Source organism: Rhizobium sp. AN68 (assembly GCF_030758035.1).
Classification (GTDB): domain Bacteria; phylum Pseudomonadota; class Alphaproteobacteria; order Rhizobiales; family Rhizobiaceae; genus Agrobacterium; species Agrobacterium tumefaciens.
Genome location: NZ_JARWMI010000002.1, coordinates 292,204 through 317,355, shown reverse-complemented (window position 1 = coordinate 317,355; position 25,152 = coordinate 292,204). Strand labels below are relative to the sequence as shown.

Annotated in this window: 23 protein-coding genes and 1 pseudogene; 18 read left to right on the top strand and 6 right to left on the bottom strand. The window is 59.3% G+C overall.

What is annotated here, in order from left to right; all coding sequences use genetic code 11:
- Window positions 1-5: 5 nt before the first annotated feature.
- From RBH71_RS04925 to RBH71_RS04915, 3 genes are all read left to right on the top strand, one after another.
- Complete coding sequence (locus tag RBH71_RS04925) at window positions 6-1,091, top strand: ABC transporter ATP-binding protein (protein ID WP_019566480.1); 1,086 nt, start codon at window positions 6-8, stop codon at window positions 1,089-1,091.
- A 37-nt stretch (window positions 1,092-1,128) separates the two neighbouring features.
- A complete protein-coding gene (locus RBH71_RS04920) occupies window positions 1,129-3,132 on the top strand; it encodes an aldo/keto reductase (protein WP_003517932.1) in 2,004 nt (667 codons plus the stop codon).
- A 351-nt stretch (window positions 3,133-3,483) separates the two neighbouring features.
- Entirely contained in the window at window positions 3,484-4,716 is a 1,233-nt protein-coding gene (locus tag RBH71_RS04915) for a M24 family metallopeptidase (protein ID WP_111803011.1), read from the top strand.
- A gap of 12 nt (window positions 4,717-4,728) precedes the next feature.
- Here the strand turns inward: RBH71_RS04915 and RBH71_RS04910 are convergent, their stop codons facing one another.
- From RBH71_RS04910 to RBH71_RS04900, 3 genes are all read right to left on the bottom strand, one after another.
- Window positions 4,729-5,046, bottom strand: a complete 318-nt coding sequence (locus tag RBH71_RS04910) for a cupin domain-containing protein (protein WP_003517929.1) — start codon at window positions 5,044-5,046, stop codon at window positions 4,729-4,731.
- Between the two features lie 41 nt (window positions 5,047-5,087).
- Window positions 5,088-5,825, bottom strand: coding sequence for a FadR/GntR family transcriptional regulator (locus tag RBH71_RS04905; protein WP_003517927.1), 738 nt, complete (start codon window positions 5,823-5,825; stop codon window positions 5,088-5,090).
- A 134-nt stretch (window positions 5,826-5,959) separates the two neighbouring features.
- Complete coding sequence (locus RBH71_RS04900) at window positions 5,960-6,757, bottom strand: NAD-dependent epimerase/dehydratase family protein (protein ID WP_111803010.1); 798 nt, start codon at window positions 6,755-6,757, stop codon at window positions 5,960-5,962.
- 175 nt (window positions 6,758-6,932) lie between these two features.
- Here RBH71_RS04900 and kduI point away from each other — a divergent pair, with 175 nt between their 5' ends.
- The 8 genes from kduI (at window position 6,933) to RBH71_RS04860 (ending at window position 14,562) form a co-directional block, all read left to right on the top strand.
- Window positions 6,933-7,757 carry a 5-dehydro-4-deoxy-D-glucuronate isomerase gene (gene kduI / locus RBH71_RS04895; RefSeq protein ID WP_003517924.1) on the top strand — a complete coding sequence of 275 codons (825 nt, stop codon included), beginning with the start codon at window positions 6,933-6,935 and terminating at the stop codon, window positions 7,755-7,757.
- Complete coding sequence (kduD, locus tag RBH71_RS04890; protein ID WP_013761417.1) at window positions 7,754-8,497, top strand: 2-dehydro-3-deoxy-D-gluconate 5-dehydrogenase KduD; 744 nt, start codon at window positions 7,754-7,756, stop codon at window positions 8,495-8,497. The genes kduI and kduD overlap by 4 nt, the downstream gene beginning before the upstream one ends.
- A 113-nt stretch (window positions 8,498-8,610) precedes the next feature.
- Window positions 8,611-9,522, top strand: a complete 912-nt coding sequence (gene kdgD, locus RBH71_RS04885) for a 5-dehydro-4-deoxyglucarate dehydratase (RefSeq protein WP_111801512.1) — start codon at window positions 8,611-8,613, stop codon at window positions 9,520-9,522.
- A gap of 24 nt (window positions 9,523-9,546) precedes the next feature.
- A complete protein-coding gene (locus tag RBH71_RS04880; protein ID WP_111789101.1) occupies window positions 9,547-10,683 on the top strand; it encodes a D-galactarolactone cycloisomerase in 1,137 nt (378 codons plus the stop codon).
- Window positions 10,680-11,558, top strand: coding sequence for an amidohydrolase family protein (locus RBH71_RS04875; RefSeq protein WP_111803009.1), 879 nt, complete (start codon window positions 10,680-10,682; stop codon window positions 11,556-11,558). The genes RBH71_RS04880 and RBH71_RS04875 overlap by 4 nt, the downstream gene beginning before the upstream one ends.
- Window positions 11,559-11,704: 146 nt before the next feature.
- Window positions 11,705-12,682 (top strand): TRAP transporter substrate-binding protein, encoded by a 978-nt coding sequence (locus RBH71_RS04870; RefSeq protein WP_003517915.1) that lies wholly within the window; start codon window positions 11,705-11,707, stop codon window positions 12,680-12,682.
- Window positions 12,683-12,759: 77 nt separating this feature from the next.
- Window positions 12,760-13,281 (top strand): TRAP transporter small permease, encoded by a 522-nt coding sequence (locus tag RBH71_RS04865; RefSeq protein WP_013761414.1) that lies wholly within the window; start codon window positions 12,760-12,762, stop codon window positions 13,279-13,281.
- Window positions 13,282-14,562: a TRAP transporter large permease gene (locus tag RBH71_RS04860; RefSeq protein WP_111810037.1), complete on the top strand. Its 1,281-nt coding sequence runs from the start codon at window positions 13,282-13,284 to the stop codon at window positions 14,560-14,562.
- A 29-nt stretch (window positions 14,563-14,591) separates the two neighbouring features.
- On the opposite strand, the gene RBH71_RS04855 is transcribed toward RBH71_RS04860, so the two are convergent.
- Window positions 14,592-15,518 carry an AraC family transcriptional regulator gene (locus RBH71_RS04855; RefSeq protein WP_111803007.1) on the bottom strand — a complete coding sequence of 309 codons (927 nt, stop codon included), beginning with the start codon at window positions 15,516-15,518 and terminating at the stop codon, window positions 14,592-14,594.
- A 211-nt stretch (window positions 15,519-15,729) separates the two neighbouring features.
- Between RBH71_RS04855 and RBH71_RS04850 the strand changes: the two genes are divergently transcribed.
- From RBH71_RS04850 to RBH71_RS04825, 6 genes are all read left to right on the top strand, one after another.
- Window positions 15,730-16,611 carry a carbohydrate ABC transporter permease gene (locus RBH71_RS04850; RefSeq protein WP_003517909.1) on the top strand — a complete coding sequence of 294 codons (882 nt, stop codon included), beginning with the start codon at window positions 15,730-15,732 and terminating at the stop codon, window positions 16,609-16,611.
- Window positions 16,612-16,615: 4 nt separating this feature from the next.
- Window positions 16,616-17,500 (top strand): carbohydrate ABC transporter permease, encoded by an 885-nt coding sequence (locus tag RBH71_RS04845; RefSeq protein WP_111803006.1) that lies wholly within the window; start codon window positions 16,616-16,618, stop codon window positions 17,498-17,500.
- Window positions 17,501-17,502: 2 nt separating this feature from the next.
- The gene (locus tag RBH71_RS04840; protein WP_111803005.1) at window positions 17,503-18,603 is read left to right on the top strand and encodes an ABC transporter ATP-binding protein; all 1,101 of its coding nucleotides are present in this window, start codon (window positions 17,503-17,505) and stop codon (window positions 18,601-18,603) included.
- Window positions 18,604-18,646: 43 nt separating this feature from the next.
- Window positions 18,647-19,912: an ABC transporter substrate-binding protein gene (locus RBH71_RS04835; RefSeq protein WP_111803004.1), complete on the top strand. Its 1,266-nt coding sequence runs from the start codon at window positions 18,647-18,649 to the stop codon at window positions 19,910-19,912.
- 112 nt (window positions 19,913-20,024) lie between these two features.
- Window positions 20,025-21,596: a glycoside hydrolase family 28 protein gene (locus RBH71_RS04830; protein WP_111803003.1), complete on the top strand. Its 1,572-nt coding sequence runs from the start codon at window positions 20,025-20,027 to the stop codon at window positions 21,594-21,596.
- A complete protein-coding gene (locus RBH71_RS04825; RefSeq protein ID WP_111803002.1) occupies window positions 21,583-22,677 on the top strand; it encodes a glycoside hydrolase family 88/105 protein in 1,095 nt (364 codons plus the stop codon). Before RBH71_RS04830 ends, RBH71_RS04825 begins: the two co-directional genes overlap by 14 nt.
- Window positions 22,678-22,721: 44 nt before the next feature.
- Here RBH71_RS04825 and RBH71_RS04820 read toward each other — a convergent pair.
- Both RBH71_RS04820 and RBH71_RS04815 read right to left on the bottom strand, forming a co-directional pair.
- Window positions 22,722-23,983, bottom strand: a pseudogene (locus tag RBH71_RS04820) (ATP-binding protein).
- A complete protein-coding gene (locus RBH71_RS04815) occupies window positions 23,980-24,741 on the bottom strand; it encodes a response regulator (protein ID WP_097100481.1) in 762 nt (253 codons plus the stop codon). The pseudogene RBH71_RS04820 and the gene RBH71_RS04815 overlap by 4 nt, the downstream one beginning before the upstream one ends.
- A gap of 173 nt (window positions 24,742-24,914) precedes the next feature.
- Here RBH71_RS04815 and RBH71_RS04810 point away from each other — a divergent pair, with 173 nt between their 5' ends.
- Entirely contained in the window at window positions 24,915-25,115 is a 201-nt protein-coding gene (locus RBH71_RS04810; RefSeq protein ID WP_323687186.1) for a hypothetical protein, read from the top strand.
- Window positions 25,116-25,152: the final 37 nt, after the last annotated feature.

Genomic DNA, 25,152 nt, shown 5'->3' with positions numbered 1-25,152 from the left:
ACCGCATGGCGGAACTTTCGCTCAAGAATGTCGTCAAGCGCTACGGTGCGCTGAAAGTCATCCATGGTGCAGATCTCGATATTGCCGATGGCGAGTTCGTGGTCTTCGTCGGCCCGTCCGGCTGTGGCAAATCAACGCTTCTGCGTATGATCGCGGGGCTGGAGGATATATCGGACGGCGATATCAGTATCGGCGGCAGAACGGTCAACGATGCCGATCCGGCCGATCGCGGCATCGCCATGGTGTTTCAATCCTATGCGCTTTATCCGCACATGACGGTTGCCGAAAACCTGTCCTTCGGCCTGAGGATGAACGGCAATCCCAGGGCCGATACGGAAAAGCGTGTCAGCCGCGCCGCCGAAATCCTGCAGATCAACGAGTTGATGGAACGCCGGCCAAAGCAGCTTTCCGGCGGGCAGCGGCAGCGTGTCGCCATCGGCCGCGCCATCGTGCGCGAACCGCAGGTGTTTCTGTTCGACGAGCCCTTGTCGAACCTCGATGCGGAACTTCGGGTGCAGATGCGGGTGGAAATCTCGCGGCTGCACAAGCAGCTTGGCACCACGATGATCTATGTCACCCACGACCAGACCGAGGCGATGACGCTGGCCGACAAGATCGTGGTTTTGAGGGCGGGCAATATCGAACAGGTTGGTGCCCCGCTCGATCTTTATGACGACCCCGCCAACCGTTTCGTTGCCGGTTTCGTCGGTTCGCCGAAGATGAATTTTCTGGAGGCGACCGTCATCGGTACAGGCGGACAAAGCGTTACGCTGTCGCTCGACAGCGATCCTGCCGTGCGGCTGACCCTGCCGATCAAGGACCGGCTCGATGAGGGAAGCAAGGTCTCGCTCGGTATCCGGCCCGAACATTTTGCTGATGTCGGGCAGGGCGATGCCGATCTGACCGTCCACGTCGATGTCGCCGAGCACCTCGGCAATACCAGCTATGTCTATGCCCGTACGGAAGGCGGTGAGCAACTCGTCATCGAGCGGCCGGAATCGCGAGACGTCGCCAATCGTGACCGGCTGACGGTCGGTCTTTCCGCCCGCAAGGCATTTCTTTTCGACAGTCAGGGCAATCGCCTGCGCTGAACCCTTTCCCAAGCACGCAAGTCAAGACGAGGATTTCATGACGACCGACCAACCGATCCGCTGGGGCATTATCGGCCCGGGCACCATCGCCAAGACCTTTGCGGACGGCATTGCCCATTCCCGCACGGGTAAGCTCGAGGCTATCGCCACCCGCAATCCGGACAAGCCCGGCCTTGCTGACGCCTTTCCCGGCGCTCGCATCATCCACGGTTACGATGCGCTGCTTTCCGATCCCCATATCGACGCCGTCTATATCGCCACGCCCCATACCGGCCATGCGGAATGGGCGATCAAGGCGATCCGTGCGGGCAAAAACGTGCTGGTGGAAAAGCCCATCGCGCTTTCCGCCTATGACGCCGACGCCATTTTCCACGAAGCGAAAAAGGCTGATGTCTTTGCGGGCGAGGCCTATATGTACCGCCTGCATCCGCAGACGGCAAAACTGGTAGAGTTGATCAGGAACCGCGCCGTTGGCGATATCCGCATCATCCGCTCCAGTTTCGGTTTCAACATGGGGTCTTTCCGTGCCGATCATCGTCTGTTTTCCAATGAGACGGCAGGCGGCGGCATTCTCGATGTCGGCGGTTATCCCGTATCCATGGTGCGGCTGATTGCCGGTGCAGTCGATGGAAAACCCTTTGCTGAACCCGAAAAGATTGTAGGTGCGGCCCATCTCGGCCAGTCGGGCGTCGATGAATGGGCTTCGGCCGTTCTGAAATTTTCGAACGGTATCGTTGCCGAAGTCTCCTGCTCGATCATGGCAGGCCAGGACAATGTGCTGCGCATCATCGGTTCGGAAGGCCGTATCGAAGTCAAGGATTTCTGGTTCGCCGCCGGCCACAAGGGTGGCATCGGCCGGATCGATATTTTCAGGGGCGACAAGGTCGAAACCATCGAATTGCCGGAAGACCGCTGGCTCTATTCCTTCGAAGTCGATGCGGCAGGTGAGGCGATAAGGCAGGGCAAGCAGGAATTCGGCGCGCCCGGCATGGGCTGGGCCGACAGTCTCGGCAATCTACGTGTCATGGACCAATGGCGTGCCGCCGTTGGCCTGGAATACAGCGTCGAAAAAGCAACTTCTCGCATCACGAATATTGCCGGTGGCAAGGTTGTAGCAGGCAATGCGGTTCCGAAGCGGCAGATACCCGGCCTCACCAAACCCGCTTCGGTGGTTGCGCTCGGTTTCGAGTTCTTCCCCAATTTCGCCTCCGCGTCCCTGACGCTCGATGCCTTTTATGAGGCGGGCGGCAATCTGTTCGATACGGCTTATGTCTATGGCGGCGGCAAGACGGAAGCCATATTCGGTGACTGGCACACCAGCCGCAACGTGCCGCGCGAAGAAATCGTGCTGATCGGCAAAGGCGCGCATTCGCCCCTCTGCTATCCGGACATGATCGCCAAGCAGCTCAACCAGTCGCTGGAGCGTCTGAAGACGGATTATGTCGATGTCTATTTCATGCATCGTGACAATCCCGACGTGCCGGTCGGCGAATTTGTCGATGCTATGGATGCCGAAGTCCGGCGTGGTCGCATTCGGGGCATTTTTGGCGGATCGAACTGGACGCGCGAGCGTATGGACGAGGCCACCGCCTATGCGCAAGAGAACGGCAAACAGGCGCCGGGCGCACTTTCCAACAATTTCTCGCTTGCCGAGATGCTCGATCCTATCTGGGCGGGGTGTGTGGCGGCATCGGACGATGAGTGGAAGGCATGGCTCCAATCCCGCCAGATCCCGAATTTCGCCTGGTCGAGCCAGGGGCGTGGCTTCTTCACCGACCGGGCGGGGCGGGACAAGCGAGATGACGAGGAAATCGTCCGCGTCTGGTATTCCGACCGCAACTTCGACCGCCGCGACCGGGCGATCGAGCTTGCCCGGAAACTCGGCCGCCATCCGATCCACATCGCGCTCGCTTATGTTATCGCCCAGCCTTTCCCGGTCATTCCGCTGATCGGTCCGCGCACCATTGCCGAACTGGAGGACAGCCTTTCTGCGCTGGATATCAAGCTGACGGCTGAGCAGGTTAAGTGGCTGGAGGCGTGACGCGACACGAGGCGGCGGGTTTTCCGCGGCCTCCGGATGGATGATAAAGTCGGCTACCTCTCCTGCGTCATGCCGGGCTTGACCCGGCATCCGGCCACGGTGTGTCAGCGCCGTGGCCGGAGCCTTTTGCAATCAAGGAATTGACCGTGCTGGACCCCGGACCTCGTCAGGGTGACGGAATGCGGATGCTGTGGTGGTGCTAAAGCACTGTTTTATAGGAGGACTATCCCCAACCTCCAACCTTATCTTGTTTTCCTGCTTCTTTCTCTCAGCAGCCGCTGATAAATCGGAATCTTGATATAACTGCGCCCGCCTGAAAACACGGGGGTGAAACAATCTACCGGGGTTCTTATGGGCGATATCGATCGAGGCCGTGCGCAGCAGTTGATGGGTGAGGCGGGCATGGATGCGCTGGTGCTGTTCCAGCCGGAAGCCTTCCGTTATGCGGTTGGAGCACATGCCGGTGTTGCGACGATGTGGGGCAGGGCGGGGTCGGCGATTGCGCTTGTGCCAGCCGATGCTGCGTCCGGGCTTGCCGCCGTCGTCAGCGATCACGCCGCACCTCTTGTCGAGAAGGTCGCGCCTGATGTCGATCTGCGCCGGCATCGCATCTGGATCGATATGGTCGATATGTCGGGTGTCGAAAACGTCTCGCAGGTAGACGGTGCCTATCGTCGAAACAATTCCGGCGGACAGAGGCCGGAGACATTCGATCGCGCCGCCTGCTTTGTTTTGCTGGCCGACCTTCTGCAGGAACGCGGGCTGTCTGCGGCGCGCATCGGTGCCGATCTCGAATTCATGCCCGCCGCCGATTTTTCGGCTCTTCGTGAGGCGACGCCCGCTGTGACCTGGGTTGATGGTTCGACAGTGCTGAAACGTCTGCGTGCGGTGAAATCCGTTCGCGAGATTGAACTTCTCAGGCGGGCCGCAGCGGCCGCTGAGGCCGGGCTGGTTGAGATGGCGGCGGCCGTGCGGCCGGGCGTGGCGCTCAGCCAGCTTTCCAACGCGTGGAAAGCCGGCGCTCAGTCGCATGCCTTGAAGTCGGGTTTTTCGCTGAGCGGCCATTGGGACTATATATCGGTTGGTCCGGCCCTGTCGGATATGACGGCGGTCGTCGCGCCCGGTGCCCTGATCAAGGCCGATGTTGGCACGTTGGTCGATGGTTATTCGTCGGATGGCGCGCGGACGTTTTCATGGGGTGCGGTCTCTCCGCTCGCGGCCAATATTTTCAAGGCGCTGGAGGCAGCTTTTGCCAGCGGGCTGGAAGCGATTCGTCCCGGCAATACATTCGGTGCGGTGCACGCCGCCATGCTGGCTTCGATGCGCAAAGACGGATTCAGCGAATATTATCGCGGTCACTTCGGCCATTCCGTCGGCGGCGGCGTAGGCATCGAGGAATGGCCATTCTTTTCCCATGACAATGAGGAGGTCATTCTTCCCGGCATGGTCGTGGCACTTGAAGCGCCGTTTTACGGCGAAGGTCTGGGCGCGCTAATGATCGAGGACCAGTACCTCGTTACTACAGCCGGGGCAGAGTGCATGAACAGCCTGCCACGCACCCTGCGGGATTTGTCCCGGGCCTGAGGCCGGCCAGGTTCAGAGAAAGTCGTCGCGGCGCGGGGTGAAGCAGTCGATCAGCTCGCCCTCTTCCAGGCAGAGGCAGCCGTGCTCGACATGGCCGGGAATGATGAGGCTGTCGCCTTTCTGCAGGTCGTAGGCTTCGCCATCCCGGTAAAAGCGGAAGCTGCCGCTGGCGACATAGGTGGATTGCACATGCGGATGGTTGTGCAGCTTGCCTTCGGCGCCGGTCTTGAAGCGGAACGAAACCACCATCAGCTCCGGCGCTTCGGAAAGCACGGTGCGTTCAACACCATCGTCGGGTGAAACGGTGGGGAATGTCGGAAGCTGCTGCATGTGGTTCTCCTCGGTCATGCGATGTCATTCAAGCTTGAAATTCAGCGCGGCGCGCGCAGCATGGCGCGGTAACGCGTCTGGCTGCTTTTCAGGTGATGGCGCATGGCGCTTCTTGCCGCCTCTTCGTCGCCGTCCTGTATAGCAATCAGGATCGCTTCGTGCTCACCGACAAGCCGGTTGAGGTCAGCGGGTGAAAGCACGGTTTCCTTGCCGTTTTCGGCAACGGCGCGGCGCGGAATGAGCGTGGGGCCAAGCACCTGTAGAAACTCGCTGAAGCGCGGATTGTTGGTTGCGTCGGCAACGGCCAGGTGAAAAGCGAAGTCGGCCTCTGCTGTCGGAATGCCCTTGGCGGCGCTGGCGCGGAAGGCATCGAAGGCTTCGATGATTTTCTCCTCCTGCGCCGGGGAGCGGCGAACGGCCGCAAGACCGGCGGCATCACCTTCCACGGCGGTGCGCAGTTCGAGCATTTCGATCAGGGACGAGACGCGGGCAAGATCGACATTATGGAACGGCCGTCGCTCGACAGGCGCTGGCTCCAGCACGAAGACGCCCGCACCCTGACGCGGCTCGACCAGCCCGTCGGACCTCAGTGAGGCGATGGCCTCGCGCACCACGGTGCGGCTTACGCCGAATTCCTGCGTCATCTGCGCTTCGGAAGGCAGGCGCTCGCCTGTCTTATAACGGCCCTTGGCGATCTGGCTGCGGAGCTCCTCGGAAACCTTCACCACAAGCGTCTTGGCTTGCGGAGCTGCCGGTTCGGAGGTTATCGCTTTTGTCATTGTCATCGCCGTTCTAAAAAAGGGTGCAGGTTAGCGTCCGGTATTCCTCGATACGTCATTCGCGGTCCGGCTTGCAATCCCGCTGCACGCGCAGGAAAGACCGGTTATCATGCCTGTCGGTCCCGAATGGCATTTCAAGTCGCCTTGAAGATCGGATTGTCGATGAAAACGCCGCCCTGAAAACGCGCCACCGCATCTTTAGGGTCTGGTTGCGGTGTTGTCTCGGCAATGTGCTGCCGGAAAGTCTCGGCGTTGTCCTTCGGTTTCCAGCCAAGCCAGCCGAGGTGGGAATTGTCCCACCAGCCCGCGTCATTGGCCGATGCGCCCCAGACGACCGGGCAGCCGAGCACCGGCGCGCGGAAAACCGCCTCGATCAGCGATACGAAATCATCCTGCGAAAACCAGGTCGACAACATGCGGTGATTTTGCGGTTCCGGCGTGCAGGAGCCGATGCGGACCAGCGCCGTTTCCTGGCCGAATTTTTCGAAATACATGCGGGCGAGGCTTTCGCCGAAACATTTGGACACGCCGTAAAGACCGTCCGGCCGGAAGGGAACGTCGGGGCCAAGCCGCTCTGTCTGGGAATAATAACCGATCGTGTGATTGGAGCTGGCGAAGACGATTCGCGGCTGCCCATGGGCGCGGGCCGCCTCATAGAGGTTATAAAGCCCGATGATATTACCGTGAAGGATCTGCTCGAAAGGCCGCTCCACCGATATGCCGCCAAGATGGACAATGCCGTCACAATCGGCGACCATCGCATTGACGGCGCTGGCGTCGGCCAGATCGCATTGCACGCATTCCTCGTTCGGCCCGGCAGGATCGAGCGGCGAAAGATCGGCAAGACGCAATATGTCGGCCATAGGTGCGAGGCGCTTGCGCATGACGCGGCCGAGCTGGCCAGCCGCACCGGTAACAAGAAGCCGTTTCATTGCAATTCTCCCTAAACGAATGGACTGCGGATCATCGAGGCTGCAGGAAACCCCGTTCAACGTCTCCGGCGTGGTCGAGATATCCAGGTTCCTCTTGACCTTGTCATACAGATCGTACAAAAAGCGGATAACATATATTATGTCCTATACGCAACAATCATGAAGGATGAGTTTGATGCTGACCGTCGAAACAAGGCAGGCCGTCAACCCGGAATATGCAAAAACGCTCGATACCGATGGGCTTCGCAAGCATTTCCTCGCCAACGACATGTTCCGTTCCGGCGAAATCAGGCTGATCTATACCCATTACGACCGTTTCGTCATGGGCGGCGCGGTGCCTGATGGTGCCCCGCTGATGCTGGACAAGGTCGAGGAAACCAAGACGCCGTCGTTCCTTGACAGGCGCGAGATGGGCATCGTCAATATCGGCGACACCGGCACGGTCAACGCTGGTGGCGAGACGTATACGCTCAATCGTGGCGACGTTCTGTATCTCGGTGCGGGAAGCGGTGCGGTGACCTTCGATGGCGCGGGCCGGTTCTACATCACTTCATGCCCGGCGCATCGCAGCCTGCCGGCAAAGCTCGTCAGCCTTGCCGACAGCAAGGAGGTCAAGCTTGGTGCGACCGAGACCTCCAACAAGCGCACAATCAACCAGTTCATCCACCCACTCGTCATGGAAAGCTGCCAGCTGGTGCTCGGCTATACGACGCTGGAGGACGGCTCCGTCTGGAACACCATTCCGTCGCATATTCATGATCGCCGCATGGAGGCCTATCTCTATTTCGGCATGGATGAAAAGTCGCGCGTTCTGCACCTGATGGGTGAGCCGCAGGAAACGCGGCATCTCTTCATTTCCAACGAAGAGGGTGCCATTTCTCCGCCTTGGTCGATCCATTCCGGCGCTGGCATCGGCTCTTACACGTTCATCTGGGCCATGGCTGGAGACAATGTCGATTATACCGACATGGACTTCATCCAGCCGGGGGATCTGAAATGAAAAATCCCTTTTCGCTTCAAGGGCGTAAGGCGCTGGTGACGGGTGCCAATACAGGGCTTGGTCAAGCAATCGCCGTCGGCCTCGCCGCGGCCGGCGCGGAAGTTGTCTGCGCCGCCCGCCGCGCGCCGGACGAGACGCTGGACATGATCGCGAAGAATGGCGGCAAGGCCGCCGCATTGTCGATTGATTTTGCCGATCCACTCGCCGCCAGGGACAGCTTTGCCGACGCCGGTTTCGATATTCTCGTCAACAATGCCGGCATCATTCGCCGCGCCGATTCCGTGGAGTTTTCAGAGCTCGACTGGGATGAGGTGATGGACGTCAATCTCAAGGCGCTGTTTTTCACCACGCAGGCCTTCGCCAAGGAATTGCTGGCGAAAGGTCGTCCGGGCAAGGTAGTCAATATCGCCTCGCTACTGTCGTTTCAGGGCGGCATCCGCGTGCCGTCCTATACGGCGGCGAAGCATGGCGTTGCGGGTCTGACCAAGCTTCTGGCAAATGAGTGGGCCGCGAAGGGCATCAACGTCAATGCCATAGCGCCCGGTTACATCGAAACCAACAATACCGAGGCGTTGCGGGCGGATGCTGCCCGCAACAAGGCCATTCTGGAGCGCATCCCGGCAGGCCGCTGGGGGCATTCTGAAGACATCGCCGGGGCGGCGGTTTTCCTCGCCTCGCCGGCGGCCGACTACGTGCATGGCGCCATCCTCAATGTCGATGGTGGCTGGCTGGCGCGCTAGTGCGCGCCGATTTTCAAAATTCATCATATAACTTGTATGATGACTTGTTGACAAATATGCGGCAAGCGGTTTAGGTGGCTTCCAGTCAGTGAACTTGCAGAGGAATACGGATTATGAACCCTGAACAAATCAAGGCGGCGCTTGGCTCCGGCCTGCTCTCCTTCCCGGTAACGCATTTTGATTCCGAGGGTCGTTTTGCGGCCGATAGCTACAGGGCGCATGTCGAATGGCTTGCCGGTTACAAGGCGCCGGTGCTGTTTGCCGCGGGCGGTACGGGCGAGTTCTTCTCGCTGAAGCCGGATGAAATCCCTGCTATCGTTTCGGCTGCCAAGGAAGTGGCCGGTGAAACGGCAATCGTTTCCGGCTGCGGCTACGGCACCGAGGTTGCGGTCGATATTGCACGCTCGGTGGAAAAAGTCGGTGCTGATGGCATCCTGCTTCTGCCGCATTACCTTATTGATGCGCCGCAGGAAGGCCTTTACGCGCACATCAAGAAAATATGCCAGTCGGTCGGCATCGGCGTCATGGTTTATAACCGCGACAATTCGGTGCTTCAGGCGGATACGCTGGCGCGTCTCTGCGATGAGTGCCCGAACCTCGTCGGCTTCAAGGACGGCACCGGTGATATCGGTCTCGTTCGCCAGATCACCGCCAAGATGGGTGACCGCCTGATGTATCTCGGCGGCATGCCGACGGCGGAACTGTTTGCCGAAGCCTATCTCGGCGCCGGTTTCACCACCTATTCCTCGGCCGTCTTCAACTTCGTGCCGGGCCTTGCCAACGAGTTCTATGCGGCGCTGCGGGCCGGCGAGCGCGCCACCTGCGAACGCATCCTGACGGAATTCTTCTATCCGTTCATGGCGATCCGCAATCGCGCCAAGGGTTACGCTGTCTCCGCCATCAAGGCTGGCGTTCGCCTGCAGGGCTTTGATGCGGGTCCGGTGCGCTCGCCGCTGAAGGATCTGACGAATGAGGAAATCGGCATGCTCGATGCCCTGATCGGCACGCACAAGCGCAAGGTGTGATCAAGGTATAGCGGGAGGGGAACGATGAAGATCACAGCGGTGCGCACGCATCTGCTCGAACATCGGCTGGCCACGCCGTTTGAAAGCGCATCCATGCGCTTTGATCGGCGTGCCCATGTTCTGGTCGAAATCGAATGCGATGACGGGACCGTCGGCTGGGGCGAATGCCTCGGTCCGGCGCGACCGAACGCCGCCGTGGTTCAGGCCTATTCCGGTTGGCTTATTGGCCAGGATCCCCGCCAGACCGAAAAGATCTGGGCTGTGCTTTACAATGCCCTGCGCGACCAGGGCCAGCGCGGCCTCAGCATTACCGCCCTGTCCGGTATCGATATCGCGCTGTGGGATATCAAGGGAAAGCATTACGGCACCTCCATCTCCATGCTGCTCGGCGGGCGCTGGCGCGAAAGCGTGCGCGCCTATGCCACCGGCAGCTTCAAGCGTGATGGGGTCGACCGCATCTCCGACAATGCCAATGAGATGGCGGAGCGCCGTGCAGAGGGTTTTCACGCCTGCAAGATCAAGATCGGTTTCGGCATCGAGGAGGATCTTGCGGTCATTGCCGCCGTGCGCGAAGCGATCGGGCCGGATATGCGGCTGATGATCGACGCCAATCACGGCTATACCGTTACCGAAGCCATCGCGCTCGGCAATCGTGCGGCTGAATACGGCATCGACTGGTTCGAGGAGCCGGTGGTTCCGGAGCAGCTCGATGCCTATGCTCGCGTGCGGGCGGGCCAACCAATCCCGGTTGCGGGAGGCGAGACCTGGCACGGGCGTTACGGCATGTGGCAGGCGCTTTCCGCCGGTGCCGTGGATATTCTCCAGCCCGACCTCTGCGGCTGCGGCGGCTTTTCCGAAACGCAGAAGATTGCCACGCTTGCCACGCTGCACGGCGTACGCATTGTACCGCATGTGTGGGGCACGGGCGTGCAGATCGCCGCTGCCCTGCAATTCATGGCCGCGATGGTGCCCGATCCGGTGCGGGTAAACCCCGTCGAGCCGATCATGGAATTCGATCGGACGCATAATCCGTTCCGTCAGGCCGTGCTGCAACAGCCGATAGAGGCGGTGAACGGTGTCGTCGCCATTCCCGATGGTCCCGGTCTCGGCATCGAGATCAACCGCGACGCACTCGTTGAATTCAGGATGCCACAGCCATGAGCGAACTTGTCAGAAAACTAAGCGGGACACCGCCGCAGCCAGCGTTCCCAAAAGGGGCGGTCGATACTCAGATGCATATGTATCTGCCCGGTTATCCAGCCTTGCCGGGTGGGCCGGGCCTGCCGCCGGGTGCGCTGCCGGGGCCTGAGGATTATCGCCAGCTCATGCAATGGCTTGGCATCGACCGCGTCATCATCACCCAGGGCAACGCCCAACAGCGAGATAACGGCAACACGCTGGCCTGCGTGGCAGAAATGGGCGAGGCAGCCCGCGCGGTGGTGATTATCGATGAGAACACGACTGAAAAGGACATGGAAAGACTTGCCGCTGCCGGTGCCGTGGGCGCCCGTATCATGGATTTGCCGGGCGGCGCGGTGAACCTATCGGAACTGGAAGCGGTGGATCAGCGTGCCCATGCGGCCGACTGGATGGTGGCGGTTCAGTTCGACGGCAATGGGCTTCTCGATCATCTGCCGCGTCTTGAAAGAATCCGTTCGCGCTGGGTCTTCGACCACCATGGAAAATTCTTCAGGGGTATCGACACGGATGGCCCGGAGATGGCGGCACTTTTGAAGCTCATCGATCGCGGCAATCTCTGGTTCAAGTTTGCCGGTGTTTATGAAAGTTCGCGCGACGCCTGGCCCTATGAAGATGTTGCGGCCTTTTCGCGCCGTATCGCTGCCCATGCGCCGGAGCGGATCGTCTGGGGGACGAACTGGCCGCACAATTCGGTCCGCGAGACGGCTGCCTATCCGGATGATGCCCGCCTTGCGGAGCTCACACTCGGCTGGCTGCCGGACGATGCGGCCCGTCACCGAGCGCTGGTGGAAAATCCAGAAGCCCTGTTCAAGCTGCCGCCACTCAAGGCGGTGTAGTTTCAATTCGGGATAGTTGGGGAAAGGGAGGTCCCCATCATCCTTTGCAGATGAAAGGTCTTTGCATGCCGGCCCGGATGGGCGTGAAAAATTCGGTCCGTTAGCCTTGGAGGGGTGGGGCCGTTGTTACAACGGAGGAGGAAGAAATGAAAAAGATTGCAAGCATGATGTGCATCGCGATGGGGATCGCGCTGTCAGGCGTTTCCGCCAAGGCGCAGGAAATCACCCTGCGCTCGGCCGATATTCATCCCGACGGTTATCCGACGGTTGAAGCCGTGAAATATATGGGCGAACTTCTGTCGGAACGCTCCAATGGCCGCATCAAGGTGCAGGTCATGAACAATTCGGTTCTCGGCGGTGAAAAGGATACCATCGAGCAGACCCGCTTCGGCGTCATCGACATGAACCGCGTCAACGCTGCGCCTTTCAACAATCTCGTCAAGGAAACCACCGTTCTCGGCCTGCCTTTCCTGTTCCGTTCGACGGAACACATGCACAATACCGTAGACGGCCCGATCGGCGATGAGGTTCTGGCAGCTTTCGAACCGCACGGCCTAATCGGTCTTGCCTTTTACGATTCCGGTGCGCGTTCCTTCTACACAACCAAGAAGCCCATCGAAAAACTGGCGGACCTGAAGGGCCTCAAAATCCGCGTGCAGCAATCGGATCTGTGGATATCGATGATGCAGGCGTTTGGCGCCAACCCTACGCCGATGCCGATGGGCGAGGTTTACTCCTCGCTTGAAACAGGCGTTGTCGATGGTGCGGAAAACAATTGGCCGTCCTACGAATCCGCCCGTCACTATGAGGTGGCGAAGAACTATTCGCTGACGGAACATTCCCTCAATCCGGAAATCCTCGTCATCTCCAAGATTTCCTATGACAAGCTGTCGCCGGAAGATCAAAAGCTGCTGCGTCAGGCAGCCAAGGATTCCGTTGGCAAGATGCGTGAATTGTGGAGTGCGCGCGAAAAGGCCTCGGAAGAAAAGGTACGCGCCGGTGGCGCCAACGTCATCAAGGTCAACAAGGAAGAGTTCGCCGCCGCGATGGGGCCGGTCTATGACAAGTTCGTCACCGATCCGAAAATGAAAGACCTCCTTGAGCGGGTAAAAGCCGTCAAGTGACATAGGAAAAACCGGCTCTGGCAACAGGGCCGGTTTTCTTTTGTCGTCATTGGTCTGAGGTTGGAGGAGGAAGGCAAATGCGAAACTTCATGCGGGCGATCCGCCCATTTCTCGGCGCGCTCAGCCGTGCGTCACTTTACATCGCCGGCGTCGGCATGGTCGCCATGACCCTTATCGTCGGCTGGCAGGTGTTTGCCCGTTATATCCTGAATGATTCACCAAGTTGGTCCGAGCCGCTGTCGCTTCACCTTATGTCATGGTTCATCATGCTGGGGGCGGCGGTGGGCGTGCGTGAAAGCGTGCATCTGGGGCTGGATATTCTGCGCTATATGATGCCGCCGCGCATACAGGCGGCGATGGACCTGACCAGTCTGGCACTGATCTTCTTCTTCGGGGTTGGCATGTGCTGGTACGGAACCGTCCTCTCTGCCGGAACATGGACGGCGACGATCCCTGTTCTTGGATGGCCGGGCGGCATGGATTTCTTCCCGCTGATCGGTGGCGGTTTTCTGATCGCGCTGTTTGCAGCCGAACGCTTTATCGATCTCGTCATCGGCGAGGAAATCGCGGCGGATGTGTTTGTGCAGGAGGCCGCGTAAATGGCTTACACAATCCTCTTCGGTGTCTTCACCCTTCTGATGCTGATCGGTACGCCGATTGCGTTCTGCCTCGGCATTGCCTCCTTCGCCACCGTTCTTTATCTCGGCCTGCCGCCCATCGTGGTCTTCCAGCAGATGAACTCCGGCATGAACGTGTTTGCGATGATGGCGATCCCGTTCTTCATCTTCGCGGGTGACCTCATGGTCCGCGGCGGTATAGCCCATCGTCTGATCCGTTTTGCGGCCGGTCTTGTCGGTCATCTGCGCGGCGGTCTGGGGCAGGTCAACATCGTCGCTTCGACATTGTTCGGCGGCATTTCCGGCTCGGCTGTCGCCGACGCCTCGGCCGTTGGTGGCCTGATGATCCCGCAAATGGCCAAGCGCGGTTATGACCGGGATTACGCCGTCAACGTCACTGTCAACGCCGCCATCATCGCGCTGATGATCCCGCCTTCGCACAACATGATCCTTTATTCGATCGCGGCGGGTGGCAATGTTTCGGTGGCCGATCTCTTCACCGCCGGCATCATTCCAGGCCTGCTGCTTGCTGCGGCCCTGATGGTCACCGCCTATATCGTCGCGCGGCGCAAGGGTTACCCGTCCGAGCCGTTTCCCGGCTTTTCGAAGCTGATGTATTATCTTCTGGCGTCCTTTCCCGGCATTCTGTTGATCGGCATCATCTTCGGTGGCGTTCGTTCGGGCATCTTCACCGCGACGGAGAGCTCCTGCATTGCCGTTCTCTACGCCCTCCTTGTTGCCATGCTTGTCTATCGTGAGCTGGACTGGAGCGGTTTCGTGGAAGCGGTGATGGGGGCGGTTCGCACGACAGCGATGGTTCTGCTCGTCATCGGCACGGCTGCATCGTTCGGCTGGTTGATGGCGTTCCTGCAGGTACAGACACTGATGATCGCGACAATCAGCGCGATTTCGGACAATCCGATTATCGTGCTTCTGGTCATCAACGTCATTCTGCTCTTGCTCGGCACTTTCATGGATATGGCACCGATGGTCATCATTTCCACGCCGGTGCTTCTGCCTGTCGTGAAGGCCTTCGGCATCGATCCCGTGCATTTCGGTGTCGTGATGATCCTGAACGCCGGTATCGGTCTCAATACGCCGCCGGTCGGAACGGTGCTCTTCGTGGGATGTGCGGTTGGCGGCATAACGATACGGGAAGCGATGCGAACGATCTGGCCGTTCTTCGGCGCCAGCATAGCCGTGCTACTCGCCGTCACCTATATTCCGTCGCTTTCACTCTGGTTGCCGTCACTTTTCCGGTAGTTCCAAAGCTTTATCGCAAGAAGGCCCCGCTATGCCGGGGCCTTTTGCATTTCGGTGGCAAGCAGCCTCTGCTGTTCGTGCTCGTCAAACGCCATCAGATTGCCGTGCCTGCTGCGGCGTATCCTGTTCATGTGGTCGCGGGGGCTCAACCCCAATGTGCGCTTGAACATCCGCGAAAAATAATAGGGATCTCCATAACCCACTTCTGCCGCCGCAGCCGCAACTGAAAGCCCGGCTTCAAGAAAATGCATGGCACGTTCCATGCGTTTGAATTCCTGATATTTCCTCGGCGTGCGCCCCACCCGTTTCTGGAACTCACGCAGGAAATAGTCGCGATTATAGGGGGCTGCGTCGGTCGCCCTTGCGGCGATTTCAGGGTCGAGCGGAGTGGCGGAAATCATCGTGATCGCTTTCATGACAGCCAGATCCAGGGCTTCGGCACCTTCCGGCTGGAAACTCGGACGGTCGACCCATCCGAGAAATGCATCATCGATAAATGCGATCAGCAACACCATGAACAGGTGATGCTGGCCAAGCGTGACAGAGGAGGGTGGAGCGCTCTGCCGATAGTGGCGCACCAGCGGCTCAAGCAGCGGCCAGCGGCTCAGCGAAAGTTTCGGCTTGAGGTCCATCTGCGCGACAAGGTTGTGGCGACCGTAAATATCCAGCGTGAAATGCTGTGCCACTCCCCGATAGGTGACGGCCTGTTCATTCCAGCCGATAAAATGCTGCCCCCTGAAAATCAGCATGGCGTCGCCAGGCTCCAGCACCCGTGCTTCACCGTCCACGAGATAATGCCCGCGACCCTCCAGGCAGATAATGAGATCGTCCACCTGATTGGATTTGTCGATCTGCCAGGTGCGGGAGTGCTCCATCTTGATCGTGGCGCGCGTGAGATTAAGCGTGAGCGCCGCAGGCGGAACGGACGAGAGAATACCACCTTCGATTTCGTCCATCTTTTTCCTCGTCTTTGTTAATTCACCTTGGCTCGGAAATTTGGTTTTGTCACCTCACAAACTGCTAATGCGCGCCGTATCAATGAGGGAGGAGATCGGCTGCGGCGAGAAATCGCGCCACCATGCGCCCGCCGTCAGCCGTTCCGGGAGAATCACTTGCACGAAATTGTATTCTGTTATCCGCGCCTTTCCGGGGTGGGGGAGGAGCGTCATGAAATCTAATCGCTTCCTCGGGCTGGGATATCTGACGCCCTACATCATCGGACTTCTGGTTTTCACGGCGATCCCGTTTCTGGGTTCCCTGTATCTCAGCTTCACCCGCTACGACCTGATGAGTGACCCCACATGGGCGGGACTGGCCAATTACGAGCGGCTCTTCACCCGTGATCGCACGTTCATGAAATCCCTGAACGTCACCCTGTTTTATGTGTTTCTGACGGTGCCGTTGAAGCTTGCCTTCGCGCTGTTCATCGCGGCGATACTCAATTACAAGCTGCAATTCATCAATTTTTTCCGCACCGCCTTTTACGTTCCGTCCATCCTCGGCGGTTCGATCGCGATTGCGGTGCTGTGGCGTTACATCTTCGCCAGCGAAGGGCTGGCCAACATGGCGCTGGCGGCAATCGGCTTGTCGCCGGTCGACTGGTTTGGCGATCCCGCCAATGCGCTTTTTACAATTACGCTGCTGCGCTGCTGGCAGTTCGGTTCGGCCATGGTGATCTTTCTCGCCGCGCTGCAATCCATCGACAAGTCGCTTTATGAGGCAGCGGCAATCGACGGCGCAGGCAAGGTAAAGACGTTCTTTTTCATCACCCTGCCGCTTCTGACGCCGGTCATCTTTTTCAACCTGATCATGCAGATGGTTCAGGCATTCCAGGAGTTTAACGGGCCTTACATCATCACCCAGGGCGGGCCGTTGAAGTCTACCTATCTGCTGCCTCTCTATATTTACGATGAGGCTTTCAAGAAGTTCAACATGGGCTATGCCTCCGCCATCGCCTGGGTTCTTTTCACCATCATCACCGTGCTGACCCTCGTGGCCTTCTGGTCCTCGAAAAAATGGGTCTATTACGCCGGCGACAAGCGGAATTGATGCCATGACCGATATCGCAACCTTATACGACATGCAGGCCGCCCGCCGGGCAAGGCTCCGGCTGTTATCGACCTCTGTCCGGTACACGCTGCTGTTCGCGGTCGGCTTCATCATGCTCTATCCGCTGATCTGGCTGGTCGGCGCAAGCTTCAAGACCAATTCCGAGATTTTTTCCGGTGCAGGTTTCATTCCTGAGACGCCAACACTGGACGGTTACATCCGCGGCTGGGAGACTTCCACGCCCTACACCTTCGGCCGGTTTTTCTGGAATTCGTTCCTGATCATCCTGCCGAAGGTCATCGGAACGGCGGTTTCCTGCACCATGGCGGCCTATGCCTTTGCGCGCTTCGATTTTCCGCTGAAGAAAATCCTGTTTGGCTCTGTCATCGCCATCCTGCTTTTGCCCAATGTCGTAACCCGCATTCCGCAATATATCCTGTTCCGTGACCTCGGCTGGCTGGATAGTTTCCTGCCGCTATGGGTTCCCTCGGCACTAGCCGGTGATGCCTTCTTCGTCTTCATGCTTGTGCAGTTCCTGCGCTCGCTGCCCTCGGATATGGAGGAAGCCGCCCGTGTGGATGGCGCCAACAGTCTGCAGACGCTGGTCTACATCGTGGTGCCGATGCTGGCGCCGGCGCTGATCTCGGTCTGCCTTTTCCAGTTCATGTGGACGATGAACGACTTTCTGGGACCGCTGATCTACCTGTCCTCGGTCGATAAATATCCGGTGAGCCTGGCGCTCAAACTCTCCATCGACACCACCGAAGCCTTCGAATGGAACCGCATCCTGGCGATGTCGGTGCTGACGATCGCGCCTGCGCTCGTCGTGTTTTTCGCGGCGCAACGGTATTTCATTGAAGGGATCTCGTCTGGCGGGGTCAAGGGCTGAAAATGGCAAGCGTTCAACTTAAAAATCTCGAAAAAGTCTATGGCGGCAGCTTCAAGGCCGTGCACGGCATCAATCTCGAAATCGAGGACGGCGAGTTCATGGTCTTCGTCGGCCCGTCCGGCTGCGCCAAATCCACCACGCTGCGCATGGTGGCGGGGCTGGAGGAAATCACCGGCGGTGAAATCCTCATCGGAGATCAGCGCGTCAACGACCTGCCGCCCGGCAAGCGCTCCATTGCCATGGTGTTCCAGAACTATGCGCTCTATCCGCATATGAAGGTGCGCGGCAATCTTGCTTTCGGCCTCAAGATTGCCGGTGTTGCCAAGCCCGAGATCGAGAAGGCAATCGACAATGTCGCGCGCATTCTCGAAATCGAGCCCTTGCTGGATCGCCTGCCGAAACAGCTTTCCGGCGGGCAGGCGCAACGTGTTGCTTTGGGCCGTGCCCTCATCAAGAAGCCGGGCGTGTTCCTGTTCGATGAGCCCCTTTCGAATCTCGATGCGAAGCTGCGCGCTTCCATGCGTGTGCGCATTACCGGTCTGCATCGCCAGCTGAAGGCGGAGGGCCTGTCTTCGACCGTCGTCTACGTGACGCACGATCAGACGGAAGCCATGACCATGGGCGACCGTATCTGCGTCATGCAGGCCGGGCGCATCATGCAGGTCGCCACGCCGAAGGAACTCTACAACCGGCCCGCCAATCTGTTCGTCGCCGGTTTCATTGGCATGCCGGAAATGAACCTTGTGGATGTGGCGATCGACGGGGCGGAGTTCGTCATCGGCGGGCAACGTCTTCCGATAGGCGACCATCTGGAAAAGCGGCTTTCAGCCAGACCTACGGACGCTGTCATCGGCATCCGTCCGCAGCATCTTTCGCTTGCCGGTGAGGCCGATGGGCCGGCGCTGCAGGCGAAACTGACCAACGCCGAATTCATGGGGCACGAGGTCTATCTGCATGCCGATCTGGGCGGACAGAAGCTCGTGAGCGTGGTGGGAGCAGCCGAATTCGAGGCGCTTGGGCGCGACGGCATTCTGCGACTGAAACCGGACCCCGAGAAGCTGCATATTTTCGACAAGGCCGATGGCCGAAATGTCTCGCTGTGAGGAGGGGACGAGCGTGCCTGATTTTTCGAGGAGGAGAATAACAATGAAGATGACGAGAACAATGGCGATGCTGGCCGGTGCTGCCTATCTGGCCACGGTGGCTGCGCCTGCGGCGGGTGCCGCGGAACTGCGTATGTCGTGGTGGGGCGGCGAAAGCCGTCATGTCGCCACTCAGAAGGCGATTGCCGCCTGCGGTGAAAAATACAGCCACACGGTCAAAGGTGAGTTTACCGGCTTCGATGGATATCTGGAAAAACTGACCACGCAAATGGCAGGCAAGACGGAGGCTGATATCGTTCAGGTGAACTGGCCATGGCTGCCGCTGTTTTCCAAGAATGGTGAAGGTTTTGCTGATCTGCGTCAGCTGAAACCTCTCGATCTTTCGCAATGGGCCGAGACGGATCTGGAAGCGGGTTCTATGAACGGGGTGCTTCAGGGCCTTTCAGTCTCCACCACCGGCCGCGTGTTTTTTTTCAACGCCACCACCTTCGAGAAGGCTGGTGTTGAAATCCCCAAGACATGGGATGAATTCTTCGCGGCAACAAAAACCATCAAGGAAAAGCTCGGCAAGGATCATTACACCTTCAACGCCGTAAAGGAGACTGCCCAGCTTCTCGTGACACTCGCCGTGGTGCAGAAAACCGGCAAGGATCTGGTCGACCCCAAGACCAACCGTGTCGCCTGGACGCCGCAGGAACTGGCGGAAGGTATCTCGTTCGTCGGCAAGCTGGTGGAAACCGGCTCCATTCGCTCCCAGAAAGAGGAAGCGGCCGATGGCAACGTCAATCTTTATGAAAAGCCGTCGTGGTCCGAAGGCCGTATCGCTGGTTCCTATGAATGGGATTCCACCTATTCGAAATATGCCGATCCCCTGAAGGATGGGCAGGTGCTGAAACCCGTGCCGATGCTGAAGCTCGCCGATGCCGTAACGGAAGGCGTTTATCGCAAGCCTTCCATGGTCTTTTCTATCTCGAAAAACTCGAAGAACCCTGAAGCGGCAGCGCAAATCCTGAACTGCCTGCTGAACGAGCCTGAGGGCATCGATGCGCTTGGCACGTCTCGCGGCCTGCCTGCTTCCAAGGCTGCGGCGCAGCGTCTGGGCGACAAGGGTGAGCCGGAAGTGCGCGCCGCCAACGCCATCGTCATGGCGGCATCTGGACCGGTAGTTTCGCCCTTCAACGAACATCCGGAAATCCGCTCCGGCTTCATCGATACGCTGGAGGAATATGCCTATGGCCAGCTGACGGCGGAAGAGGCGGCTGAGCAGATCATCGATACCACCAATGACGTTCTGGCCAAATTCGATTGACGACAATGGCCCGCCGCCCCTGCGGCGGCGGGCTCTTTATCCGGTTGCCGGGTGACATGGGCATTCCCGCCGATTGTTTTGGCGGGACATGCACGAACAACGAGAAACGAGCATGAACGAACCCTCTATCATCGCGCTTTCGGCGCGAACGGCGGCGCTTTGCCTCGCTGTACCCGGTGCGCGATATCACCTGCCGCAGACGGCATGGCGGCTGACTTCGCAAGATGGTGATCTACGAACCGGAAAAACCGCCACCGTGGTGACGCTGCTGCATGATCTGCGTCCGGATACGCGGTATGTGTTCGAAGCGGATGGGTTCGCAAGCCTGGAGTTCAGGACAGCGCCCTGCGCGGGGCTTGTCGAGGCGACGGCATTTTCGCTGACGCCGGATATTGCGCTTGACGACGAAGCCGGCGCACGCGCCAACGCCCGCGCTCTGGAAGAGGCAGTTGCCGCCGTGCCTGCGGGCGGCACGTTGCGATTTGCTGCCGGCCTTTGGACAGCGTTTCCCGTGCGGTTGAAAAGCGACATGACGTTTCATCTTGCGGAAGGGGCCGTGCTGCGCGCACCCTCCACCCGCAATGGCTGGCCGATCCTGCCTGCCCGCGATGAGACGGGCCGCATTCTCGGCAGTTGGGAAGGGCTACCGGATGCCTGTTTCGCCGCGCCGGTCCATGCCATCGGCGCAGACAATCTCGTGATCGAAGGCACAGGCGTTCTCGATGGTTCCGGCGACAGAGGCGACTGGTGGAGCTGGCCGAAAGAGACCCGTGACGGCGCGCGCCGACCGCGCGGCCTGCATCTCGTTTCCTGCCGCAATGTCGGGCTTTTCGGTTTCACCATTCGCAATGCACCGTCCTGGACGGTCCATCCACAGGGATGCGAGACCCTGAAAGCGGCGGGTCTCACAATCAGCGCTCCGCATAACAGCCCCAATACCGATGGTTTCAACCCGGAAAGCTGCCGCAACGTGACGATATCAGGCGTGCGCTTTTCAGTCGGCGACGATTGCATTGCTGTGAAGGCAGGCAAACGCGGGCCGAACGGCGAGGACGACCATCTGGCGGAAACACGCGGCGTCAGCGTGCGCCATTGCCTGATGGAGCGCGGCCATGGCGGGCTGGTGATCGGCTCGGAAATGTCGGGTGGCGTGCATGACGTAACGGTAGAGGACTGCGACATGGTTGGCACGGATCGCGGCCTGCGTCTCAAGACGCGGCGGGGCCGTGGCGGTTCAATCAGCAATATCACCATGCGCCGCGTGTTGCTGGATGGCGTGCAGACCGCGCTTTCCGCCAATGCCCATTACCATTGCGATGCCGATGGGCATGACGGCTGGGTGCAGTCGCGAGACCCTGCACCTGTCGACGACGGGACCCCGTTTATCGACAGAATTACTGTCGAAGATGTGGAAATCCGCCATCTGGCACATGCCGCCGGCGTCTTTCTCGGTTTAGCGGAGGCCCCAATCCGCAATATCGCCATTCGCAATCTCACAATCGTCTCGCGTGATCCTGCAGCCGTGGCCACACCGCCGATCATGGCCGATGGGGTGCGCCCCATGCTGCATGAGGGGATCGTTTTCGAACAGGCTGAAATCATTTGCGACGATCCTGCGCTGCTGAGCGCCTCTGGCATTTCCCACTCACAGATTTCAATCGAGAAAACCCATGAAAGCCACTGATTATTTTGATCAATTCGCCAGCCGCTATAGGCACTACAAGGGCGGGAGCTGGTGTTATGAGGATGGCTGTGTCTATCGGGGTTTGCAGCACCTGTTCGAAGCGACCGGCGACCGGCGCTGGAACGAACATCTGCATCGTCTGGCGGACACCCAGATAGCGGCAGACGGAGTGCTCGCCGGTTACGATCCGCGGGAATACAATATCGATCACATCCTTGCCGGTCGCATTCTGTTTCCTCTGGCAGCGGAAACGGGCGATCCGCGTTATCTCGCTGCGGCGGAACATCTTGCGGGTCAACTCCGCAGCCATCCGCGTACGGGTTCCGGTAATTACTGGCACAAGAAGCGTTATCCGCATCAGGTCTGGCTGGACGGCCTTTATATGGGACTTCCTTTCCAGATCGAATATGCGCAGGCGACTGGCAATGCCGAACTGATCGACGATGCGCTACAGCAATTCTCAACAGCACTCACGCTGACGGCGGATGCCGGTGGGCTCTATGTCCATGGTTATGACGAAAGCCGCAACCAGCGCTGGGCCGATCCCGTGAGCGGCCAATCCCCGGCCGTATGGGCCCGCGCCGTCGGCTGGCTCGCGATGGCGCTGGTCGATGCGTTGGTGATGTTGCCGGCTGATGGCGCAACGATCGAACTTCGGGAACGCGCAGGCCTGCTTCTGGCCGGTATTGTTGCCCGGCAGACTAAAACCGGTCTCTGGATGCAGGTGCTGGACAAACAGGATCTTGCCGGAAACTACGAGGAAACCTCCGCTTCGGCGATGTTCGCTTATGCCTTACTGCGGGCTGCGCGGCTGGGGCTTTTGAAGGGCGAGGAGGCAAATGCGGCTCTTTCGGCGGGCCGGTCCGCGCTTGAGGCCCTGCTTGAGAGACAGCTCAAGGTGGACGAAAAGGGTATCGTCCGTCTTACCGGCATCGTGCATGTCGCGGGCCTTGGCGGCTTCGAGGGCAATTATCGCGATGGGTCTCCGGATTATTACCTGACCGAGCCGGTTGTATCCGATGACGCCAAAGGCGTCGGGCCGCTGATGATGGCCTATGCCGAAAGCCTGCTTTTGGCATGACGGTGCGGTCATCTTAACGGGCATAGGGTGTTTGTGGCATGAGATCATGCCACTTTTGCCAAGATCACCGTCTGGATCAGGCCCTGTTTTTTGTGGTTCGCGATTGTGATCGTGCCACCGAAGCGCTCGATGATTTCCCTGGCGATGGCAAGACCCAACCCCACACCAGGGATCGACTTTCGCCGCCCGAGATCGACCCGAAAGAAGGGCTCGAAAACCCGGCCGATCAGTTCCTGCGGAATGCCAGGGCCTTCATCGCGGATTGTAACGACGACCTCGCTCTCGTCCTCGGTTAGATCGATCCGTGCCGTTTTGCCATGGGTGACGGCATTGAGGATGAGGTTGCGCAAGGCTCTTTTAAGCGCAAGCGGAGCGGCCTTGATGATCATGGCGGCTTCCGGTTTCATAAAGTCGAGGGCATCAGCGTAACCGAGATCAGAAAGTTCGCTGACGATTTCGCCGAGAAGCCTACCGATATCGATCATCTTGACGGTATCCTGGCTCACTTCCTCGCGCACAAGCAGAATGGCGCTATCCGCGATGGCGTTCAGTTCCTCGAGGTCCGCCAGCCATTTGCCCCGCTCTTCGTCGTTTTCGATGAATTCTGCCCGCAGGCGCATGCGGGTCATTGGGGTTCTCAAGTCATGGCCAGCGGCTGCGACGAGGCGCATTCGGCTTTCCATTGCCGCCTTCAGGCGGCGGGCGAGTTCGTTCAAGGCCCGCGCCGTCGCGCGGATTTCACCCGGCCCGGTTTCCGAAAGATGCGGCAGCGAACCGTCTGGTCCGATGCTCGCTGCGGCGTTTTCCAGCATGTCGAGGGGGCGGGTGATCTTTCTGGCGGCAAAGATGGAAACAGCAGCACTGCCAAGAATGATCAGCCCGATCCACATGCCGAAAATCTTCCAGCCGCCCGGGGAGGACCCATATGGGGAATTTCCGCGACCAGCCATCCGCTTTTTTCCAGCGCGATAGCCGCCACCGGGGCATTATTTCCCGGTGCGCGGATCACAATTGCGGTGCGTGGCTCGCCAACCTGTGCAAGGGCCTTTTCCAGAAACTCCGAAAGCATTCCGTCGAGATCACCTTCGGGCGGCTTCTGTTCGATGCGGAAATAGCCGGGCTGTTGCAGCGAGGGGTCGCGTTCGGCCATGGTGACGGCAAAGGCAAGGCTGCGGGCAACGGGCTCGATGGTGGCATCTGGCGGCGGCGGCTGCAATGTCTGATCGGCCACCACAGTCGCAAGCGCGATGACCGCGATGATGGAGACGATCAACAGTGCGGCGATACGGTTTCTGAGCGAGCTCATCGATGCACCGGCAGGGTTCTGACCTGAACCGTCATCTGGTAACCGCCATTGCGAACGGTCTTGAAGATCGGAGCCCGGGCATCGGTTTCGAGCTTCTTGCGCAACCGGCTCATCAATACGTCGACGGAGCGGTCGAACGGTCCCCGGTCCTTGCCCTGCGTAAGGTCGAGAAGCTGATCGCGCGAAAGAAGCCGGCCGGGCCTGTCGAGGAAGACTTTCAGCAGATCGAACTCCGCCCCCGTCAGCTCGATCCTCTCACCGCCGGCGTGGATGACGGAGCGCTGTTCCGGATCGGCGGTGAAGTCCGCAAAACCATAGGCGGTGGATGAGCCGCGAGGTGCTTCCTGAGGTGCTGCGCGGCGCAGCACGGCCTTGATCCTCGCCGTCAGTTCTCGCGGATTGAAGGGTTTGCCGAGATAGTCGTCGGCACCGATTTCCAGCCCGACGATCCGGTCGACATCCTCCTTGAGCGCTGTCAGGAGAATAACGGGCGTGCGCGGCCGGCGGCCTTGCAGATCGCGGCAGATATCGAGGCCGGAACCATCCGGCAGCATCACGTCGAGCACGATGAGATCCGGATCGGAGCAGGCGAACTGTTCTTCGAACTCTCGCCTGTCGGCTGCCATCGAAACGCGAAACCCCTGCGAGCCGAGATATTTCGCGAGCAATGTGCGTATCTCCGGATCGTCATCCACGATCAAAATATGTGTCACCGAAACTGTCGCCATATCGTCCAACCTTTTGATGCCACTATACATAAGCGGCGCAAAGAAACGGCGGATTTTTGCAACGAAAGCTTGCTGCGGCCGCTCCGGCAACATTCGGTTACAAATAGGCCTTGCGTGGAACAAGACCGGCAACATTCGGACCAAGGCCGGAAACGCTTAGCTCCTATCGTCTTCTCAGGTTGGAAAACGAAAAGGAAGGTAAGATGAGAAACGCTCTAATCGCCACCGCCGTCGTCGTGACAACTGTTCTTGGCGCTTCGGCCACCTCCCGGGCTGCGGAGCAGGGTGAACCGGCGCCGCAGGCATCGGAACAGGCCGTGCCGCTCCTCGCCAGTCCTGACTTCGGTTCGAATAGTGCTCCGGAGCAAAAGGCTGCCGCATGGCCGCGAGATGGTCGGGCCTGAGATGCTCCGCCCGGATATGATGGGGCCGGATATATTG

Bases quoted from the DNA above. Each gene is read 5' to 3' on its own strand.
- RBH71_RS04815 (WP_097100481.1), bottom strand. From the start codon at position 24,741: ATGTATAGTGGCATCAAAAGGTTGGACGATATGGCGACAGTTTCGGTG.
- RBH71_RS04840 (WP_111803005.1), top strand. From the start codon at position 17,503: ATGGCAAGCGTTCAACTTAAAAATCTCGAAAAAGTCTATGGCGGCAGC.
- RBH71_RS04860 (WP_111810037.1), top strand. From the start codon at position 13,282: ATGGCTTACACAATCCTCTTCGGTGTCTTCACCCTTCTGATGCTGATC.
- RBH71_RS04850 (WP_003517909.1), top strand. From the start codon at position 15,730: ATGAAATCTAATCGCTTCCTCGGGCTGGGATATCTGACGCCCTACATC.
- RBH71_RS04925 (WP_019566480.1), top strand. From the start codon at position 6: ATGGCGGAACTTTCGCTCAAGAATGTCGTCAAGCGCTACGGTGCGCTG.
- kdgD (WP_111801512.1), top strand. From the start codon at position 8,611: ATGAACCCTGAACAAATCAAGGCGGCGCTTGGCTCCGGCCTGCTCTCC.
- RBH71_RS04900 (WP_111803010.1), bottom strand. From the start codon at position 6,757: ATGAAACGGCTTCTTGTTACCGGTGCGGCTGGCCAGCTCGGCCGCGTC.
- RBH71_RS04835 (WP_111803004.1), top strand. From the start codon at position 18,647: ATGAAGATGACGAGAACAATGGCGATGCTGGCCGGTGCTGCCTATCTG.
- RBH71_RS04915 (WP_111803011.1), top strand. From the start codon at position 3,484: ATGGGCGATATCGATCGAGGCCGTGCGCAGCAGTTGATGGGTGAGGCG.
- RBH71_RS04855 (WP_111803007.1), bottom strand. From the start codon at position 15,518: ATGGACGAAATCGAAGGTGGTATTCTCTCGTCCGTTCCGCCTGCGGCG.
- RBH71_RS04830 (WP_111803003.1), top strand. From the start codon at position 20,025: ATGAACGAACCCTCTATCATCGCGCTTTCGGCGCGAACGGCGGCGCTT.
- RBH71_RS04875 (WP_111803009.1), top strand. From the start codon at position 10,680: ATGAGCGAACTTGTCAGAAAACTAAGCGGGACACCGCCGCAGCCAGCG.
- kduI (WP_003517924.1), top strand. From the start codon at position 6,933: ATGCTGACCGTCGAAACAAGGCAGGCCGTCAACCCGGAATATGCAAAA.
- RBH71_RS04825 (WP_111803002.1), top strand. From the start codon at position 21,583: ATGAAAGCCACTGATTATTTTGATCAATTCGCCAGCCGCTATAGGCAC.
- RBH71_RS04920 (WP_003517932.1), top strand. From the start codon at position 1,129: ATGACGACCGACCAACCGATCCGCTGGGGCATTATCGGCCCGGGCACC.
- RBH71_RS04880 (WP_111789101.1), top strand. From the start codon at position 9,547: ATGAAGATCACAGCGGTGCGCACGCATCTGCTCGAACATCGGCTGGCC.
- RBH71_RS04810 (WP_323687186.1), top strand. From the start codon at position 24,915: ATGAGAAACGCTCTAATCGCCACCGCCGTCGTCGTGACAACTGTTCTT.
- RBH71_RS04845 (WP_111803006.1), top strand. From the start codon at position 16,616: ATGACCGATATCGCAACCTTATACGACATGCAGGCCGCCCGCCGGGCA.
- RBH71_RS04865 (WP_013761414.1), top strand. From the start codon at position 12,760: ATGCGAAACTTCATGCGGGCGATCCGCCCATTTCTCGGCGCGCTCAGC.
- RBH71_RS04870 (WP_003517915.1), top strand. From the start codon at position 11,705: ATGAAAAAGATTGCAAGCATGATGTGCATCGCGATGGGGATCGCGCTG.
- kduD (WP_013761417.1), top strand. From the start codon at position 7,754: ATGAAAAATCCCTTTTCGCTTCAAGGGCGTAAGGCGCTGGTGACGGGT.
- RBH71_RS04905 (WP_003517927.1), bottom strand. From the start codon at position 5,825: ATGACAAAAGCGATAACCTCCGAACCGGCAGCTCCGCAAGCCAAGACG.
- RBH71_RS04910 (WP_003517929.1), bottom strand. From the start codon at position 5,046: ATGCAGCAGCTTCCGACATTCCCCACCGTTTCACCCGACGATGGTGTT.